Raw genomic sequence first — 17,239 nt, 5'->3', positions numbered from 1 at the left:
AACCCCGGTACGCTCAACCCTTTGTGGGAGGGGCGCGCCCCTCCCACAAAGGCAACCACCCAAGATATGCGATTGTCAAGGAGCGTATCGGACTGGAAATTCGATAAAAAAACTTTCTGAAACTTAGTATACGAGGAGGAAAACGGATGCCCGCTGTCAAAGATAATATTTCTGAAGTGATAAACGGAAAGCGCGTCATCACAAAAAAACCTGAACTTCTGGCTCCCGCAGGAAATTTGGAAAAATTAAAAATTGCCGTCATGTATGGGGCAGATGCGGTATTTATCGGCGGACAAGAGTACGGTTTGCGCTCAAATGCCGACAATTTCTCAATTGAAGAGATCAGAGAGGGAGTCCGGTTTGCCAATGAGTACGGAGCAAAAATTTATGTGACGACAAATATTTATGCCCATAATGAAAACATTCCCGGGCTCGAAGAATATATGGCAGCACTGGAAAATGCTGGAGTGTCTGGTGTAATTGTTGCTGATCCGCTTATTATCGAAACTTGTAAAAAAGTGGCTCCGAAATTGGAAGTTCATTTAAGCACGCAGCAATCACTTACAAATTGGAAAGCCGTTCAATTTTGGAAGGAAGAAGGTTTGCAACGGGTTGTTCTTGCACGGGAAACAAGCGCAGAAGAAATAAGAGAAATTAAAGAAAAAGTCGATATTGAAATTGAAACATTTATTCATGGAGCCATGTGCATCGCCTATTCCGGCCGCTGCACGTTAAGCAACCATATGACAGCAAGAGACTCGAACAGAGGCGGCTGCTGCCAGTCATGCCGCTGGGATTATGATTTATATGAATATGTGAAAGGAAAAGAAGTCCCATTGTTTACAGAAAAAGATGCGCCGTTTGCCATGAGTGCAAAAGATTTAAAACTGGTCGAATCGATTCCGAAAATGATTGAACTCGGCATCGACAGCTTGAAAATAGAAGGCCGAATGAAATCCATTCATTACGTGGCAACGGTTGTAAGTGTTTATCGAAAAGTGATTGATGCGTATTGTGCTGATCCTGATCATTTTGTCATGAAACAGGAATGGCTTGATGAACTGGATAAATGCGCTAACAGAGAGACAGCTCCTGCTTTCTTTGAAGGTGTGCCGGGATATCATGAACAGCTTTTTGGAACACATAGCAAAAAAACGGCGTACGATTTTGTCGGACTTGTGCTTGACTGGAATCCTGAAACGAAAATGGTCACGCTGCAGCAAAGAAACCATTTCAAACCGGGGGATGAAGTGGAATTTTTCGGACCGCAAATCGACAATTTCCAAATGGTCATTGAAAAAATTTGGGATGAAGAAGGAAATGAACTGGATGCTGCAAGACATCCGCTGCAAATTGTCCGTTTCAAATGCGAAGTCCCGCTTCATCCGTATAATATGATGAGAAAGGAGACAAGATAGGGAAAGAATTCATGGCAAAAAAATAAACCCTTTCTTGAACAATTGTGTATTTTGTATTAACATAGCATAGATAAAGATTCCCTTTTATATGAAATGTCATAAAAGATTCTTTTCTGTTGCGGATTGCGGCAGAAAAGTTCTTTTCATTTTTAAGGAATCTTTGAGGGGGATACAAAGTAAGAGAAGGAGTGACGTATATTGGCTGAGGAAAAAGTATACCCAATGACAAAAGCCGGAAAAGAAAAGCTTGAGCAAGAATTGGAGTATTTAAAAACGGTCAGAAGAAAAGAAGTGGTGGAGCGTATTAAAGTTGCCAGATCCTTCGGAGACTTATCTGAAAACTCCGAGTACGATTCGGCAAAAGAGGAACAGGCTTTTGTCGAAGGCCGTATCACAACCCTTGAAAATATGATTCGCAATGCAAAAATTATTGAAGAAGACTCAGAGAATAAGACGACTGTTTCTCTTGGTAAAGCGGTTACATTTATTGAATTGCCTGATGGAGAAGAAGAAACCTATACAATCGTCGGAAGCGCTGAAGCCGATCCGTTTGAAGGGAAAATTTCCAATGATTCACCGATGGCAAAAAGCTTATTAGGCCGCCAAGTCGGTGAAGAGGTTGTTGTGCAAACACCAGGCGGCGAAATGAAAGTAAAAATTGTGCGCGTCGATTGATAACGACCGCCTTAAACTGTTTAAGAAACGAGCACCTCGTCGAAAATGAAGACGAGGTGTTTTTTATGAGCAAAAGAATGAAATGCTTCGGCATTTTTTTGATGATCATCATCGCTTTTTTGATTTTCAGGCTTGCGCACATTCAGCTTATCAATACGGAGTCCTTCTCTTCGCATCATATCAATTTGATGAAAGAAAGTGTTAAGCAGCGAACACAGGAAGTTTTCATTGACGACGGCAGAGGCCGTTTTGTCGATCGGAACCAAAACCCTCTTGGTTCAGAGGATGAACCGTCCCTCGTGTTGTTTCCTTTTTTGAAAAATTACCAATGGCCGATCGAAAAACTGAAAAAAATTGTCCCGATTCATGAAAAAGACATTCAATCTTTGCTTGAAAAAACAGATCATGAACCAGTGATCTTAAATAAAGAAACAGGGCTTGATCTTACTAAAGACGATATTAAAGCCATCAATGAACTGAACATTCCGGGTGTTTTCGGCGTTTTTAAAAAAACCGAGCAAAAGGACAAAATCGCCTCACATTTGCTTGGAATAACTAGTGAAAACGAAAAAGTATGGAAAAAAAAATACCCTGATAAGGAAAGCGTGTCTTTAAAACCGAAAGTAGGAGTGTTAGGTTTAGAGGAAGCATTTGATGAGTTTTTGCAGCCGGAGGAAGAGGTCAAGCTTTTATACCACGTCGATGGAATCGGACGGCCGCTTTTCGGTGTTAACGTAAAATATATTGCGGATTCTAATCCGTTTTATCCGATCACTGTACAGACGACAATTGATAAACATTTACAGATGAAAGGAGAAGAAATTTTAGCCAAGCATCATGTAAAAGAAGGAGGCCTTGTCCTTCTTGATATCGAAAACAGCGAAGTTTTGGCAATGGTTTCGAAACCGGATCTGAACCGCAATGACGCTGATTCATATGACAACAGAATGCTTAAAGCTATTTTTCCCGGTTCTGTCTTTAAAACGGTCATTGCAGCCGCAGCCATAGACACTCACTTGGTCGATTTGGAACAACGTTTTAATTGTGACCGTGATGTTTACGGCAAATTCGAGAAGGATGAAGAGAAAAGAGCCGGAATGCTCAGTTTTACAGACAGTTTTGCGAGAAGCTGCAATTATACATTTGCAGCGATCGGACAAGAATTAATCTCGAAAAAAAGCAATATAATGGAAGAGTACGCTGATAAGTTAGGCCTGCTTAAAATGACTGGCTGGAAAGGGAGTGTATTTCATTACGATCCATTTAAACAGCTTCCAAGAGAACAGAAAGGGGTTATTTGGGGGGATGAAAGAGATAAAAAAGTTGCGAAAGCTGTTGCTCAGACGGCCATCGGGCAAAAAAACGTCAAGGTGACACCCCTTGCTGTGGCGAATATGATGGCAACGATTGCCCGGGGAGGGGAAAAAAAAGAAGTAAAAGTGGTCAATAAAATATTGTATAAAAATGGAACTACTATGTTTGCGTTTAAAGATCATTCGTTAAGGGGAAGTACAATTGCTTCTGAAACAGCTTCGAAATTGACAAAGCTTTTAAGAGAAGTTGTTGAAAATCCGGAAGGAACGGGGCAGAGGTTTCAAGACTTGCCAGTCCATGTTGCCGGAAAATCAGGGACGGCAGAGACGGGAAAGGAGAATGCAAAAGGAGAGCCATTGTATCATAAATGGTTCGCTGGTTTTTTCCCCGCTGAACAGCCTAAATATGCACTAGTTGTCGTTGATATGTATAATCGAAGCGGGTCGGCGGCGACAAACGATGTGTTTTACGAAATGGTGGAAGCTATTTATGATGCAAAAGAGAAAAGAAGTATGCTACAATAAAAAGTCAAAAGAAAGCAAGAATAAAGGAGTGAACGGGGAAATGGCGGGTTCACGTTATGAAATTCGCGATAAAAAAAGAAAAGCAAATATGATTTTAAATATTTTAATTGGGATTGTCGCCTTGTTAATCCTCGTTATTGCTTCTCAGCTGTTTATCGGCGGAAATGCCGACAAAGTCAATTCGAGCGAGCCGGACAACCGGCAGGCCAGTTCTGAAGAAAAGAAGGATGAAACAACTTCAGCTGATGATAAAGAAACAAAACAATTAGATGAAAAAGCTGTGCAGGAAGATGCGAATCAAACAGAAATAGAAACAAATTCGGAAGAACCATCAGAAGAAGCAAACGGGGAAAATCCTCTTGAAGGAGCAACTGTGACAGAAGGAGAACCGGGCAGCGGTGTGGAACAAATTATCGAAAATCCGAATTGGAAGCCTGTTGGCACAGTGCAGACAGGCGATCATGTGACCACTTACAAAAAGGCGTCTACGGATTGGAAGGAAATGGAAAAAGCTTTGAGTTATGCAACAGGTGTTCCGCTGGAAAATATGGTCACACTATGGATTGGCAATAACGGAAGCCCTAATGATGCAAAGGGCACTATAAAAAACAAAACAGACGGAAAAACATATAGGGTATCCATTACTTGGATAGATGGAGAAGGATGGAAGCCGACAAAAGTGGAAGTGTTGAAATAAGCTGGAGGGAGGCTGTTTCTCCAGCTTTTTATTTGCATATAAACTGCCTGGATCCTATGGAAGGATGTTTGATAAAGGTGATAAAATAATGTTTGCCGATTTTTTATGGTTCGATGGCAGAAACAATGAAGGCTTTTTCTAACATTTTAAATTAAATGGAAAAAAATAAGAAAGGAATGCTTGCCATGAAATTTGCTGTCATAGGGGCAATGGATGAAGAAGTGCGCATTATTCAAGAAAACATGGAAAATCGCCAAACAGAAGAAATTGCTGGATGCACCTTTATGTTTGGCACAATGCATGATGCTGATGTCATCTTGCTGAAATCAGGCATAGGAAAAGTGAATGCGGCTGTAAGCACTGCGCTTCTCTTGGATCGCTATCAGCCGGATTATGTGATCAACACTGGTTCTGCAGGCGGGTTTCATGAATCATTAAATGTAGGGGATGTCGTTATTTCCACTGAAGTCCGCCATCATGATGTAGATGTTACGGCTTTTGGTTATGAATTCGGACAAGTTCCGGGCTTACCACCTGCGTTTAAAGCAGATGAAAAACTGGTGGAACTTGCAGAGAAAAAAGCGAAAGAACTTTCCGGAGTCCAAGTTGTCAAAGGGGCCATCGCAACGGGCGATTCTTTTATGAACGATCCGGATAAAGTAGATTTTGTCCGCTCCAAATTTGCTCACTTGTATGCGGTTGAAATGGAAGCTGCCGCAGTTGCTCAAGTATGCTATAAATTTAATACGCCATTTGTTGTGATCCGTGCCTTATCAGATATTGCCGGAAAGGAGTCCCACATTTCCTTTGAGCAATTTTTGGATCAGGCAGCCATTCATTCATCGAAAATGGTCATGAAAATGATCGGAGAGTTAACGAAGCAAAAAATTTAGCGGCATTCACAATGGCAATAATTGCTTGAACGAAAACCTGATTTTATATGGTATCTTTTTAATAAAGAATTTTTATAGATCAGGTGATAGAATTGGATCATAAAAAATTAAAAGAATTGGCTGATGATTTTAAGCACTATGCCCTTGTTTTGCTGGCTGTGGCCACTTTTTTATATATTGGGCTGTGGATTCCAAACAAAGCGCCGCAGGATGTTTTTGAAAAAACGCTTTTAGCCGTTGCCTCCTTTTTTTTGCTGACTGCTTCGGCTGTATGTTCAATCCTTTCGTCCAAATACCAAAAAAAGCTTGATGATATTGATACCTAACAAATGGAACAACAAAAAGAAAGAGGGAAAAGCTCTTTCTTTTGTTGTTTAGCGGCCGTCTGACAACCTCTGTTTTTTTTCATTTCGGTAAAACTCATGAAACATTTTCATGAGAGCCCTCTTTTCAATTCTTGAAACATAGCTTCTGGAAATTCCAAGCTCTTTCGCTATTTCACGCTGGGTTTTTTCCTGCTGCATATTTAACCCGAAACGACCGACGATTACTTCTCTTTCTCTTTCGTCTAAAATGGAAAGATATTTTTTAATTTTTTCCAATTCCATATTTAATTGGATCATATCGATAATGTCTTCATTTTCCGATTTTAATACGTCGATTAAGCTGATTTCATTGCCTTCTTTATCTTGGCCAATCGGATCATGAAGCGAAACATCCTTTTTCGTTTTTTTTAAGGAACGTAGATGCATCAAAATTTCATTTTCAATACATCTTGCGGCGTATGTTGCAAGTTTCGTTCCTTTGTCTTCAGAGTAGCTTTCAATTGCTTTGATCAACCCGATTGTTCCGATGGAAATAAGATCTTCGGAATCTTCACCAGTATTTTCAAATTTTTTAACAATGTGGGCGACAAGGCGCAAATTATGCTCAATGAGGATGTTTCTTGCTTTTTCATCTCCTTTTGCCATCCGACTAAGATATTTTTTTTCTTCACCAGGGGAAAGAGGTTGTGGAAATGCGTTGTTTTTTACATAAGAAACAAGAAAAACTAATTCTTTCATCAAATAGCTTAAAGCGGTTAAAAGCCCCGACATGTTTTCACCCCCGCACGACCATATTAGTAAATTGTATGAATGGGACACCTTGTCCTTGTTTGTACCTAGGAAAAATGCGGGGCGGAAAAAGAAAATGCAAAGAGGCTAAAAGATCCTTGGCAACGTGGTGAATCATAAAAACAAAGAATAAAACGTCAGCGGAATAGCTGTGAAAAACAGATGAGGAGGATTGCGGAAAGATTAGGTTGGTGTTGAAAAAATCAATTTTTGGGCTAAGACGCATTTATTGGGGTATAGATGAAAAATGATTCCGATTGAAAGGTTTAATAAAGAAAAAATGGAAGTCCGCCGCTAGGACGAGGGTGTTAATTCACGGGATAAAGAGCGGCGTTTCATTTCCAATTCTATCAGTTCAATAAAGTCTTTGCTTAAATTCATTTCTGTCGCTTTAATATAAGATTCGATTAAAAATTCATCCGATAAACTTCTAATAGATGACAACATTGGAATTTATGGACACCTCCCTTATTTCTTAACCTAAATCTATCATGTTTTTTGATAGAGAACAACCGTTCTGTTATCCACAGCTTTTGGTGGATAACCTGTGGGTATGGTGTTTATATCTTTTTTTAATGCTGATTTTATTTGTGTGAATATTGTGTATAAAATTATTCACAGCTGTTGATTGTTTTCTGAAAATGTCGAAATTTTTTTGCAAGCAAAGTTTGTTTTGAAAGTCTACTAGAAATTCGGTATGATATGGTTTAGCATTCATCTACCCGGATTAAATAAGAGGTGTTGATTTTGCTTAAACATTTTTTGCCTGGAGATTTTGTCAAAAGCGTTTTTTATATCTCTCCTGAATCATTGAGAGAAAAAGGAATTAAAGGAATTATTACCGATTTAGATAATACGCTAGTGGAATGGGACAGGCCAAGCGCGACCCCAAAATTGAAAGAATGGTTTAAAATCATGAAAGAAAACGGGATTAAAGTGACCATTGTTTCGAATAATAACGAAAAACGAGTAAGATCTTTTTCTGAACCGCTTGGAATTCCTTTTATTTCAAAAGCGAAAAAACCTAGAAGCAAAGCATTTAAAAAAGCCCTTAAACAAATGGAACTGAAAAAAGAAGAAGTAGTAGTCATCGGAGATCAATTGCTAACAGATGTGCTAGGAGGAAACCGCTGCGGATTTCATACTATTTTAGTTATACCCGTCGCATCAACTGACGGTTTTTGGACAAGATTTAACCGGCAAATTGAGCGGAAAATCTTGTCCTTATTGAAACGAAAAGGTATGCTTCATTGGGAGGAGTGATTTTTTGACAGCGAGGGTTTGTGTCGGCTGCGGTGCGAAAATTCAAACCGAACATCCTAATGACATCGGCTATGCACCAAAAGCTGCGTTAGAAAAAGACATGCCGATTTGCCAAAGGTGTTTTCGCTTGAAGCACTACAACGAGATTCAGGATGTTTCTTTATCAAATGATGATTTTTTGAAAATTTTGCATGCAATCGGAGAAACAAAAGCGCTTATTGTGAAAATCGTCGATATCTTTGATTTTAATGGAAGCTGGATTCAAGGCATTCAACGATTTGTGGGACATAATCCTGTTTTATTGATCGGCAACAAAATCGATCTTCTTCCCAAGTCAGTGAAAAAAGAAAAAGTGATTCGGTGGATGAAAAAGGAAGCAAAAGATTACGGGTTAAAGCCTCTTGATGTGTTTTTAGTCAGTTCCCATAAAGGACTGGGAATGAAAGAGGCCGCTTCTGCCATCGACCGCTGCCGGAATGGCGGAAACGTTTATGTAGTTGGCTGCACGAATGTCGGCAAATCTACATTCATCAACAGGATCATTCAAGAAGTGACCGGTGATGGCGATGTGATTACAACTTCCCATTTCCCAGGCACAACTCTTGACCTGATTGAAGTGCCTCTGAGTGATGGAGCTATTTTATACGACACACCCGGAATCATCAACAAACATCAGATGGCTCACTTTGTAGATAAACGGGATTTAAAGGTTTTGTCGCCGAAAAAGGAAATTAAGCCGAGAGTGTTTCAATTAAATGAACGGCAAACTCTTTTTTTCGGAGGCTTGGCAAGAATCGATTATGTCAAAGGAGGCCGTTCATCGATTGTTTGCTACCTTCCGAACGAAATCAAGATTCACAGAACAAAGCTGGAGAATGCCGATGCTCTTTATGAAACTCATGCAGGAGAGCTTTTGCAGCCGCCGCGAAAGGAGACGATGAAAACCTTCCCTTCTTTAGTCCCACATGAGTTTACGGTAAATGACAAAAAAACTGATATCGTCTTTTCAGGGCTCGGCTGGGTGACGATACATGACGGCTCTAAACGAGTGGTCGCTTATGCGCCAGAAGGGGTTCATGTTGGTGTTCGCCATTCGCTAATATAAAAAATAAAGGGTGGAGAGGACAAATGGAACAAGTTTTCGGAGTCATTGGGGATCCGATCGGACATTCTTTATCGCCGATCATTCATAACGATGCGTTCATGAACTTGGGAATCAAGGCGCGCTACCACGCTTTCCATGTTAAAAAACAAGACCTTGAAATCGCAGTGAAGGGGATGAAAGCACTAGGAATAAAAGGTTTTAACGTGACCGTTCCGCATAAAGTAGCCATCATTCCTTTTCTCGATGAACTGGACGAATCGGCGCAGCTGCTTCATGCAGTCAATACCGTTGTGAATGATAATGGAAAGTTGATAGGATATAATACGGATGGTTACGGATTTTATCGTTCGCTGAAAGAGCATGTGGATGTCCATCCACAGAATGTAAAAGTATTGATAATTGGAGCAGGCGGAGCAGCTCGGGCGATTTATACAACGCTTGCAAAGGAAGGATTTTCCCATATCGATCTAGTGAACAGAACGGTGGAGCGGGCTCATGCACTAAAGGAAAACTGCCCTATTGAGGTGAAAGGTGAAGTTTTCACATATCAACAGTTTGCAAAATCAAAAGATCCATATGATGTCATGATCCAAACGACATCCATCGGGATGAAGCCGAATGTGAATGAAAAACCGATTGATTTAAAGGGGCACGTTCATGAAAAGACCGTCGTTGCCGATATCATTTATAATCCAATTCAGACAGCTTTATTACAAGAAGCCGAAAGCCTTGGACTGGCAACTGTAGATGGTGTCGGGATGCTGGTGCACCAAGGGGCATATGCTTTCCAGCTTTGGACGGGGAAAGAGCCGGATGCAGAAAGAATGAAACAGCTTTTATACGAGAAATTAAGGGGGACTATATGATGCTGACAGGAAAGCAAAAGCGGTTTTTGCGTTCACTCGCCCATCAACTGGACCCCGTTTTTCAAGTGGGGAAAAACGGGGTTGGCGAGGAAATGATCGGACAGATAAATGATTGCCTAGAAGCCCGTGAATTGATCAAAGTAAGCATATTGCAAAATTGCGGGGATGATAAGCAATCAGTTGCAGCCAAAATCGCCGAAGGAACCGATGCAGAAATCGTGCAAATCATTGGAAATATCATTGTATTATATAAGGAATCAAAAGAAAACAAACAAATTGTTTTGCCTTCATAATTGCTCGGATGGTGTAAAAAATGAAAAAAATAGGAATTTTTGGCGGAACATTTGATCCCCCGCATAACGGACATTTGATCATGGCAAATGAAGTGCTTCATTCGCTCCATTTAGACCAAGTATGGTTTATGCCAAACCACATTCCGCCTCACAAACAGGATGAACACATTACAGCATCTGTACATCGTTTAAATATGTTAAAATTAGCAATTGAAGAAAATCCTTATTTTCAAATTCAAACGATCGAACTGGATCGGCCTGGCCCTTCTTACACGTATGACACGATGAAATTGTTGAAAAAAAAATATCATTACGCCCATTTTTATTTTATTATTGGCGCGGATATGATTGAATACTTGCCGCATTGGCATCGAATCGAGGAACTTGTGAAATTGGTGAGTTTTGTTGGGATCAAGCGTCCCGGTTACTCAATGGAAAGCAAATATCCCATCATTGATGTGGAAGTCCCGCAATTTAATGTTTCCTCTTCCATGATACGCAAAAGACTGGAAAAGGCCTATACGGTCGACTATCTTTTACCAAAAAAAGTAATACAGTATATAGAGGAGAATCATCTATATGGAACGTAATCAAGCGCTGGCAATTGTAAGAGAGGCTTTAACAGAACATCGTTATCAACATACAATCGGTGTGATGGAAACGGCTGTTTATTTGGCGGCCAAGTATGGTGCTGATGAAAAAAAAGCGGAGATCGCTGCCATCTTTCATGATTATGCAAAATTTCGGCCAAAAGAGGAAATGAAAAAAATCATTTTGGAACAAAAAATGCCGGAAGAGTTACTGGCTTACAATTCAGAACTTTGGCATGCACCTGTAGGAGCGTACTTGGTCGAAAAAGAAGTCGGCATTACCGATGAAGAAATTTTGGCTGCCATTCGTTATCATACATCGGGTCGTGAAGAAATGACGCTTTTGGATAAAATTATTTATTTAGCTGATTATATCGAACCAGGGAGAAGTTTTCCAGGTGTAGATGAGGTGCGAAAGATGGCGGAGGAAAACTTAGATCAAGCTCTTATTCAATCAATAGCCAATACCATTATGTTTTTAATGAAAAAACAACAGCCGGTTTATCCTGACACATTTAAAACATACAACGCATTGCTGTTGAAAAAGAGGAGTGACATTGTTCGATGAATGCTCATGATCTTTTACAATTAACAGTAAAAGCATGCAATGATAAAAAAGCGGAAGAGATCGTCGTGCTGAATATGAAAGGAATCTCCCTGATCGCCGATTATTTTGTGATTTGCCATGCCAATAATCCTAAGCAGGTGCAAGCGATCTGCCATGAAATCAAGGAAAAAGCGGATGAAAAAGGCATTGCGGTGAAACGGCTTGAAGGCTTTGATGAAGCGAAATGGGTTTTAATTGACATTGGAGATGTCGTTGCCCATGTTTTCCATCGCGATGAAAGGAGTTATTACAACTTGGAAAAATTGTGGGGGGATGCTCCAAGAGAAGATGTTAGCGAGTGGTTGGCATGATCTACAAAGATTTTGCTTCGGTTTATGATCGATTGATGGATGATGTTCCATATGACGAATGGAGCCAATTTTTGCATCAAACGTTTCAGCGATACGGAAACGGAGGCAATCGTCTGCTTGATTTGGCTTGCGGAACGGGCGAAATTTTGTGCAAACTTGCCCAATTCGGCCAATATAATTTGACAGGCGTTGATCTTTCAGGTGAAATGTTGGCTGTCGCCAATGAAAAAATGATCAACAATGGCTGCCATGCATTTTTAGTGGAGCAAGATATGAGGGATCTCAGCGGATTTGACAAAATGGACGCAATATTTATCAATTGCGATTCATTAAATTATTTGTTGACGGAAGAAGATGTCATCCGGACATTTCAAGCGGTTTTTAAACAATTGAATGAGAACGGTTTACTCGTTTTTGATGTACATTCGGTTTACAAAGTGGAACATGTTTTGAAAAATGCTGTCTTTGCTGAAAATGACGAGGATGTCAGCTACATTTGGAAATGTTTTGCTGGTCCTTATCCGCACAGTGTCATCCATGAATTAACTTTTTTTGTGAAAGACCGTTCCGGATACGTCCGCTTTGATGAAGATCATCTTCAACGGACGTTTCCCGTTTCCGAGTACAGGAATATGCTCAAAAAGTGCGGCTTTGTTTTGATCGACATCACAACCGGTTTTTTTGCAAACACGTCGATCGATCAAGCGGAAAGGCTATTTTTTGTAGCAAAGAAAGAGTAAAAACCATCGAATAACTTTTTTCGATGGTTTTTTTAATTTCAAGCAGGATTTTTGCTAGGCCTTGTCGAATCATAACATTGATTCAAATTGATCCGCTGCTTTTTGCAATTCATCTGCAAATTTTGCATGGGTTTTCTGAAATAGTTTATGAAACATATCGCCTATCTCATTCTCAAGTATTTTGATTCCTTCTCCAGTTATACCTCCTTTTACGTTCACTTTCTCTAGCAAATCCGGCAAAGTATAAAAACCGCTTTCCAGCAATTTGCCCGTTCCTATGATCATTTCTGTTGCCAAATTCATGGCAGTTTCTTTTGAAATATTTGTCTCTTCTTCGGCTGCTTCAGCAAATTTTTGTACTAAAAAGCTGAAAAAGGCCGGTCCGCAGCTGACAATGTCAGAAGCCACACGGGTAATGTCGTTCTCGATCAGTACGGGCTTGGAAATTTTGGAAAACATGGATTCGATGGTTCTTTTTGCACCATCATGACAGCTTTTTCCGAAAGTAATAAGGGAAATACCTGCTTTAGCCCTGTTTGTAATGCTTGGAATGACTCTGGCAACTTGGCATGGGACGATTGTTTCAATTTGTTCGACAGATATCGGGCTTGTAATCGAGATGAGGCATTGGTTCTCTCTCAAGCTGTTTTTTATTTCTGCTAATAGAGAGGGCATATCCAAAGGTTTAACACACAAAAAAATGATGTCAGCTTGTTGAATGATTTCGATGTTTGACGAACATACATTTATTTCATGTATGTTTTCCTTTATTGCCAGCGCTTTTTGGAGCGTTCGGTTTGTAATGAACATGGAAGAGGGTGTTGACACATTTGCTTCATCAAAGGCTTCGATGAGGATCCGCCCCATATTGCCAGTCCCTATAAAACCTATCTTCATTTCTTTCACCCCTCCTTATTTCAAAACTCTCCTACACGATATGTTCCATTCTTTTTATTTATGAATGAATCTTTAGAAAGGGGAATGTCTTTTTATGGATTTCCGTCTTTTCATGAAGAAATACGGTGTGCTTTTGCTGCTGATTCCAGCGGCCGCCATTTTTTACGTAATCGGAAGCCGTTCCAATGAACCAGCACAAAAAAATGAATTAATGACCGCTTCTCCTTTGCAACATGTAGAGGAAGAGAAACCAATGGAACGTGAAGAGGAAGGAAAATTGAAAACGATTTATGTCGATGTGAAAGGGGCGGTGAAAAAGCCGGGTGTTTACCAATTGGAGCCGTCAAGCCGGGTTTTTGACGCCGTTGAAAAAGCAGGGGGGCTAGATCAGAAAGCGGATGAGAAGCGGATAAATTTTGCCAAAAAACTGGAGGATGGAATGGTTGTATATATCCCATCTGTTGGCGAAAAAATGGAAACAACGGCAGCTTTCTTTGAAAATACTGCTGAAGGACAAAATCTCTCAACTCCATCCAATGAATCCAAACAGTTGATTAACATCAATACGGCTGCAAAGGAAGAATTACAAAATTTAACAGGAATTGGGCCTTCGAAAGCGGAAGCGATTATCGCCTACCGAGAAGAAAACGGGCCTTTTCAAAAACCTGAGGATTTGCTGGAGGTTTCCGGAATTGGTGAAAAAACGTTTGAGAAAATCAAAAATGAAATAACCGTTGACGGAAACTGATGTTTGCCGCTAAACTGAAAAAGAATGTTTGTGAGGAGGGGCTGAAATGGAAAGAATCTCTTGGCATCAATATTTTATGGCGCAAAGCCATTTGTTAGCGCTTAGAAGCACTTGTACAAGGCTGGCCGTTGGTGCAACGATCGTACGCGACAAACGGATCATTGCCGGCGGGTATAACGGCTCCATCGCCGGGGGTGTGCATTGCATTGATGAAGGCTGCTATGTAATTGATAACCATTGTGTCCGCACGATTCATGCAGAGATCAACGCCATATTGCAATGCGCTAAATTCGGGGTTGCGACCGCAGGGGCGGAAATATATGTAACGCACTTCCCATGTTTGCCTTGTTCAAAAGCCATCATACAAGCAGGCATCAAAAACGTCTATTATGCGAAAGACTACAAAAACCATCCGTACGCCATTGAACTGTTTGAACAAGCAGGAGTCCGTGTCGAACAAGTTATATTTGATGAAAGCATCATTGACCGAAAACATCAAGAAAAAAGGAATTATGTTGAAAACCTTTTGCATTTGTTGGAAAAAACGGGATTGGATCAGGAGGAAGTCAATCATTGGAAAGATCAAGCAAGCAGGCTTTTTGACTGACCAAAAAGGAGGTTATTGTTCTTGAGAGGTCAATGGGTATTTGCGGCAATGTCCGTTTTATTTGCCGCTATTTCAACACCTGCTTCTTCTTTTTTCTATCTCCCCTTCGGCGCTTTCCTCGCCCTTCTTTTTTTCTTGCAGGCAAACAGGAAAACAAAAACGGCTGTTATCGCCATCTTCTCTTTCGCCTCCATGTTCATTTATTTTCAGTGGTATGATCATAGCAATGTAACGAAATACCGTCAAGGCGATTTCACAACGGTTGGAAGATTTGTGTCGATACCGCATATTGACGGCGATCAAATAACATTTACGTTGCAAACAAAAGATCAGGAAAAGCTAATGGCGAGGTATACATTTCAATCAAAAGCAGAAAAGAGAAACGGATACAATTGGAAGCCAGGTTATGTCTGCCATTTTTCGGGCGATCTTGAACGTCCGAAAAAAAACACAAATGAACATGCTTTCAATTATCAACAATATTTATTTTATCAACATATCCACTGGATTTTTGAAATCACGAGCATAAATCATTGCACATACGAACCGAAGCTGACGGATTCTATTCATCATTACCGGCAAAAAATAATTGGCTGGCTGGATGATCATTTTCCTGAAGAAACAGCTGGCTTTGTCAAAGCTTTAACCGTCGGTGATCAAGAGAGTATACCGCAAGAAGATCTGGAAGTTTATCGACAGCTCGGGATTGTCCACTTGCTTTCGATTTCGGGTCTTCACGTGGGGATCGTCATTTTCGTCCTGTATCGAATTCTTGTAAGAATCGGGATTTCAAGAGAACAAACGATCTTCATTGTCCTATTGTTTCTTCCTGTTTATGCCGTTTTTACCGGCGGTGCCCCACCTGTCGTCCGCGCAGCACTGATGGCTGGCTTCCTATTGATCGGAAGGCTGTTCAAGAAGCCTGTTCCGCCGGAAGATGCCATTTCCTTAAGTTTTTTGCTGATGGTATGGTTCCGTCCGTATGACATCTTTCATATCGGTTTTCAGCTGTCTTATGTTGTAACATTTGCGCTGATTGCATCAGAACGAATTTTTAAAAAATGTGAAAATCCTTTTAGTTCTTTAGCAACTGTTTCTTTAATTGCTCAGGCGTCTTCTCTGCCTCTTATTTGTTACTATTTTCATCAATTTTCATTGTTAAGCATTGTGATGAACATTTTGTTTGTCCCACTTTATTCTTTCATATTCCTTCCTTTCGTACTCATTACACTCATTGTTTCTGTCATTCCGAATCAGCTTAGCAGCCTATTCACTTTGCTCCTTCATTGGATGTTTTCTTATTCTGCCAAGTTGGCGCATTTCTGTGCTGAATTCGATGTTTTTGTGATAACCACCGGGAAATTGCCCTTTAGCGTTATGATCCTGTTATGCTTGATCATTCTGTTTTTGTTTATGCAAATGGAACAAAAACCAATTGTTCAGTGGTGGAGATCCATGCTGGCGGCAATATGTGGAACGGCTTTTCTTTTCTTGGCCGTGAAAATGATTCAGCCGGGGGAAGTGACCGTACTTGATGTTGGACAAGGCGACAGCATCTTTATAAAAGAGCCTGGTTTAGGCAAAAGTTATTTAATCGATACAGGAGGCGCAGTTTCCTTTGAAAAAGAAAGCTGGCAAGAGGAAAAGGAGCAATATTCGATTGGTCGTCAAGTGCTCATACCATATTTCCGTTCGAAAGGAATCAATGAAATTGATGTTTTATTTTTAACACATGGGGATTATGACCATATTGGAGAAGCGATTGCCATTATACGCAATTTCCGGATTAATAAAATTGTAATTCCCGCTAATTTTATGAGAGATGAACTGGAACGAAAAATTCTTTACGAAGCGCAAAAGAGAGGGATCGATATTTATGAGGCGGAAGCAGGGGACGTTGTAAACGGGTTTCATATTCTTTCGCCAACAGCGCAATCCGACTCGAAAAATGACGGCTCGTTAGTGTTGTTGGCGGAATTTGGCGGCATGAAATGGCTGTTTACCGGTGATCTGGAAGAACAAGGAGAAAAAGCGCTGCTTGAAACATTCCCTAATCTTACTGCAGATGTCCTCAAGATTGGCCATCACGGAAGCAAAACGTCTACTTCCGAACCGTTTTTAAAAACAGTCAAGCCAACATACGGCATCATTTCCGCAGGCAGAAAAAACCGTTTTGGCCATCCTCACAAGGAAGTGATCGAAAGATTAAAGAAAAACAGGGTCCATATATTGCGGACTGATCAAATGGGAGCGGTTCAGTTTAAATTTAGAGGGAAAAGAGGTGGAACATTTTTATTTTATCCTCCATACGATACATTATAAAAATGGGAAAGAGACTGCAGCGAAGCAGTCTCTTTCAATCATGAGCCAATAAGTTTGATCGCTGTGGCAATGATGAACAGCGTTGCAAAAAAACCAAAGGACACGATGAAACCGACAGCAGAATCCACTGCATCATTCCGTTTGCTTTGTACATTTTGCTCAAATTCGTTCACTTGTGACCCCTCCTCATCATCATTAGTAGTATAAGCGATTTCAGGGAAAAAATCTATATGCTCTTTCCATGTCCAACGATT

At 40.4% G+C, this 17,239-nt stretch carries 21 protein-coding genes; 17 read left to right on the top strand and 4 right to left on the bottom strand.

What is annotated here, in order from left to right; all coding sequences use genetic code 11:
• Positions 1-146: 146 nt before the first annotated feature.
• From AC0KTX_RS03230 to AC0KTX_RS03205, 6 genes are all read left to right on the top strand, one after another.
• Complete coding sequence (locus tag AC0KTX_RS03230; protein WP_474250792.1) at positions 147-1,418, top strand: peptidase U32 family protein; 1,272 nt, start codon at positions 147-149, stop codon at positions 1,416-1,418.
• A 198-nt stretch (positions 1,419-1,616) separates the two neighbouring features.
• Positions 1,617-2,093 (top strand): transcription elongation factor GreA, encoded by a 477-nt coding sequence (gene greA, locus AC0KTX_RS03225; RefSeq protein WP_474250791.1) that lies wholly within the window; start codon positions 1,617-1,619, stop codon positions 2,091-2,093.
• 65 nt (positions 2,094-2,158) lie between these two features.
• Complete coding sequence (locus AC0KTX_RS03220; RefSeq protein WP_474250790.1) at positions 2,159-3,931, top strand: peptidoglycan D,D-transpeptidase FtsI family protein; 1,773 nt, start codon at positions 2,159-2,161, stop codon at positions 3,929-3,931.
• Positions 3,932-3,971: 40 nt separating this feature from the next.
• On the top strand, positions 3,972-4,628 hold the full coding sequence (locus tag AC0KTX_RS03215) for a YrrS family protein (protein WP_474250800.1): 657 nt from the start codon (positions 3,972-3,974) through the stop codon (positions 4,626-4,628).
• A 185-nt stretch (positions 4,629-4,813) separates the two neighbouring features.
• Entirely contained in the window at positions 4,814-5,521 is a 708-nt protein-coding gene (mtnN, locus tag AC0KTX_RS03210) for a 5'-methylthioadenosine/S-adenosylhomocysteine nucleosidase (protein WP_474250789.1), read from the top strand.
• 92 nt (positions 5,522-5,613) lie between these two features.
• Positions 5,614-5,847 carry a YrhC family protein gene (locus AC0KTX_RS03205; protein ID WP_474250788.1) on the top strand — a complete coding sequence of 78 codons (234 nt, stop codon included), beginning with the start codon at positions 5,614-5,616 and terminating at the stop codon, positions 5,845-5,847.
• Positions 5,848-5,895: 48 nt separating this feature from the next.
• On the opposite strand, the gene sigK is transcribed toward AC0KTX_RS03205, so the two are convergent.
• Both sigK and sda read right to left on the bottom strand, forming a co-directional pair.
• Positions 5,896-6,618, bottom strand: a complete 723-nt coding sequence (gene sigK / locus AC0KTX_RS03200) for an RNA polymerase sporulation sigma factor SigK (RefSeq protein WP_474250787.1) — start codon at positions 6,616-6,618, stop codon at positions 5,896-5,898.
• A 312-nt stretch (positions 6,619-6,930) separates the two neighbouring features.
• Positions 6,931-7,071 (bottom strand): sporulation histidine kinase inhibitor Sda, encoded by a 141-nt coding sequence (gene sda / locus AC0KTX_RS03195; RefSeq protein ID WP_474250799.1) that lies wholly within the window; start codon positions 7,069-7,071, stop codon positions 6,931-6,933.
• Between the two features lie 309 nt (positions 7,072-7,380).
• Between sda and AC0KTX_RS03190 the strand changes: the two genes are divergently transcribed.
• Genes AC0KTX_RS03190 through AC0KTX_RS03155 form a run of 8 tightly spaced genes read left to right on the top strand, consistent with a single transcriptional unit; the run spans position 7,381 to position 12,411 of the window.
• Positions 7,381-7,899: a YqeG family HAD IIIA-type phosphatase gene (locus AC0KTX_RS03190; RefSeq protein ID WP_474250798.1), complete on the top strand. Its 519-nt coding sequence runs from the start codon at positions 7,381-7,383 to the stop codon at positions 7,897-7,899.
• A gap of 4 nt (positions 7,900-7,903) precedes the next feature.
• Positions 7,904-9,004, top strand: coding sequence for a ribosome biogenesis GTPase YqeH (yqeH, locus tag AC0KTX_RS03185; RefSeq protein ID WP_474250786.1), 1,101 nt, complete (start codon positions 7,904-7,906; stop codon positions 9,002-9,004).
• Between the two features lie 23 nt (positions 9,005-9,027).
• The gene (gene aroE, locus AC0KTX_RS03180) at positions 9,028-9,870 is read left to right on the top strand and encodes a shikimate dehydrogenase (protein WP_474250785.1); all 843 of its coding nucleotides are present in this window, start codon (positions 9,028-9,030) and stop codon (positions 9,868-9,870) included.
• Positions 9,870-10,163, top strand: a complete 294-nt coding sequence (gene yhbY / locus AC0KTX_RS03175; protein WP_474250784.1) for a ribosome assembly RNA-binding protein YhbY — start codon at positions 9,870-9,872, stop codon at positions 10,161-10,163. The genes aroE and yhbY overlap by 1 nt, the downstream gene beginning before the upstream one ends.
• Before the next feature lie 20 nt (positions 10,164-10,183).
• Entirely contained in the window at positions 10,184-10,753 is a 570-nt protein-coding gene (locus tag AC0KTX_RS03170; RefSeq protein ID WP_474250783.1) for a nicotinate-nucleotide adenylyltransferase, read from the top strand.
• Positions 10,743-11,321: a bis(5'-nucleosyl)-tetraphosphatase (symmetrical) YqeK gene (gene yqeK, locus AC0KTX_RS03165; RefSeq protein WP_474250782.1), complete on the top strand. Its 579-nt coding sequence runs from the start codon at positions 10,743-10,745 to the stop codon at positions 11,319-11,321. The genes AC0KTX_RS03170 and yqeK overlap by 11 nt, the downstream gene beginning before the upstream one ends.
• Complete coding sequence (gene rsfS, locus AC0KTX_RS03160; RefSeq protein ID WP_474250781.1) at positions 11,318-11,671, top strand: ribosome silencing factor; 354 nt, start codon at positions 11,318-11,320, stop codon at positions 11,669-11,671. The genes yqeK and rsfS overlap by 4 nt, the downstream gene beginning before the upstream one ends.
• Positions 11,668-12,411, top strand: a complete 744-nt coding sequence (locus tag AC0KTX_RS03155; protein WP_474250780.1) for a class I SAM-dependent DNA methyltransferase — start codon at positions 11,668-11,670, stop codon at positions 12,409-12,411. The genes rsfS and AC0KTX_RS03155 overlap by 4 nt, the downstream gene beginning before the upstream one ends.
• A gap of 69 nt (positions 12,412-12,480) precedes the next feature.
• Here AC0KTX_RS03155 and comER read toward each other — a convergent pair whose 3' ends face one another.
• Positions 12,481-13,308, bottom strand: a complete 828-nt coding sequence (gene comER, locus AC0KTX_RS03150; protein ID WP_474250779.1) for a late competence protein ComER — start codon at positions 13,306-13,308, stop codon at positions 12,481-12,483.
• Between the two features lie 94 nt (positions 13,309-13,402).
• Between comER and AC0KTX_RS03145 the strand changes: the two genes are divergently transcribed.
• The 3 genes from AC0KTX_RS03145 to AC0KTX_RS03135 are packed head-to-tail and all read left to right on the top strand — an operon-like array spanning position 13,403 to position 16,985.
• A complete protein-coding gene (locus AC0KTX_RS03145; RefSeq protein ID WP_474250778.1) occupies positions 13,403-14,056 on the top strand; it encodes a helix-hairpin-helix domain-containing protein in 654 nt (217 codons plus the stop codon).
• 46 nt (positions 14,057-14,102) lie between these two features.
• Positions 14,103-14,663: a ComE operon protein 2 gene (locus AC0KTX_RS03140; protein ID WP_474250777.1), complete on the top strand. Its 561-nt coding sequence runs from the start codon at positions 14,103-14,105 to the stop codon at positions 14,661-14,663.
• A 21-nt stretch (positions 14,664-14,684) separates the two neighbouring features.
• Positions 14,685-16,985 carry a DNA internalization-related competence protein ComEC/Rec2 gene (locus AC0KTX_RS03135; RefSeq protein ID WP_474250776.1) on the top strand — a complete coding sequence of 767 codons (2,301 nt, stop codon included), beginning with the start codon at positions 14,685-14,687 and terminating at the stop codon, positions 16,983-16,985.
• Between the two features lie 38 nt (positions 16,986-17,023).
• Here AC0KTX_RS03135 and AC0KTX_RS03130 read toward each other — a convergent pair whose 3' ends face one another.
• Positions 17,024-17,158, bottom strand: coding sequence for a YqzM family protein (locus tag AC0KTX_RS03130; RefSeq protein ID WP_474250775.1), 135 nt, complete (start codon positions 17,156-17,158; stop codon positions 17,024-17,026).
• Positions 17,159-17,239 lie beyond the last annotated feature (81 nt).

Source organism: Aeribacillus sp. JST-2 (assembly GCF_056032925.1).
This window is presented reverse-complemented; position numbering and strand designations above follow the sequence as displayed.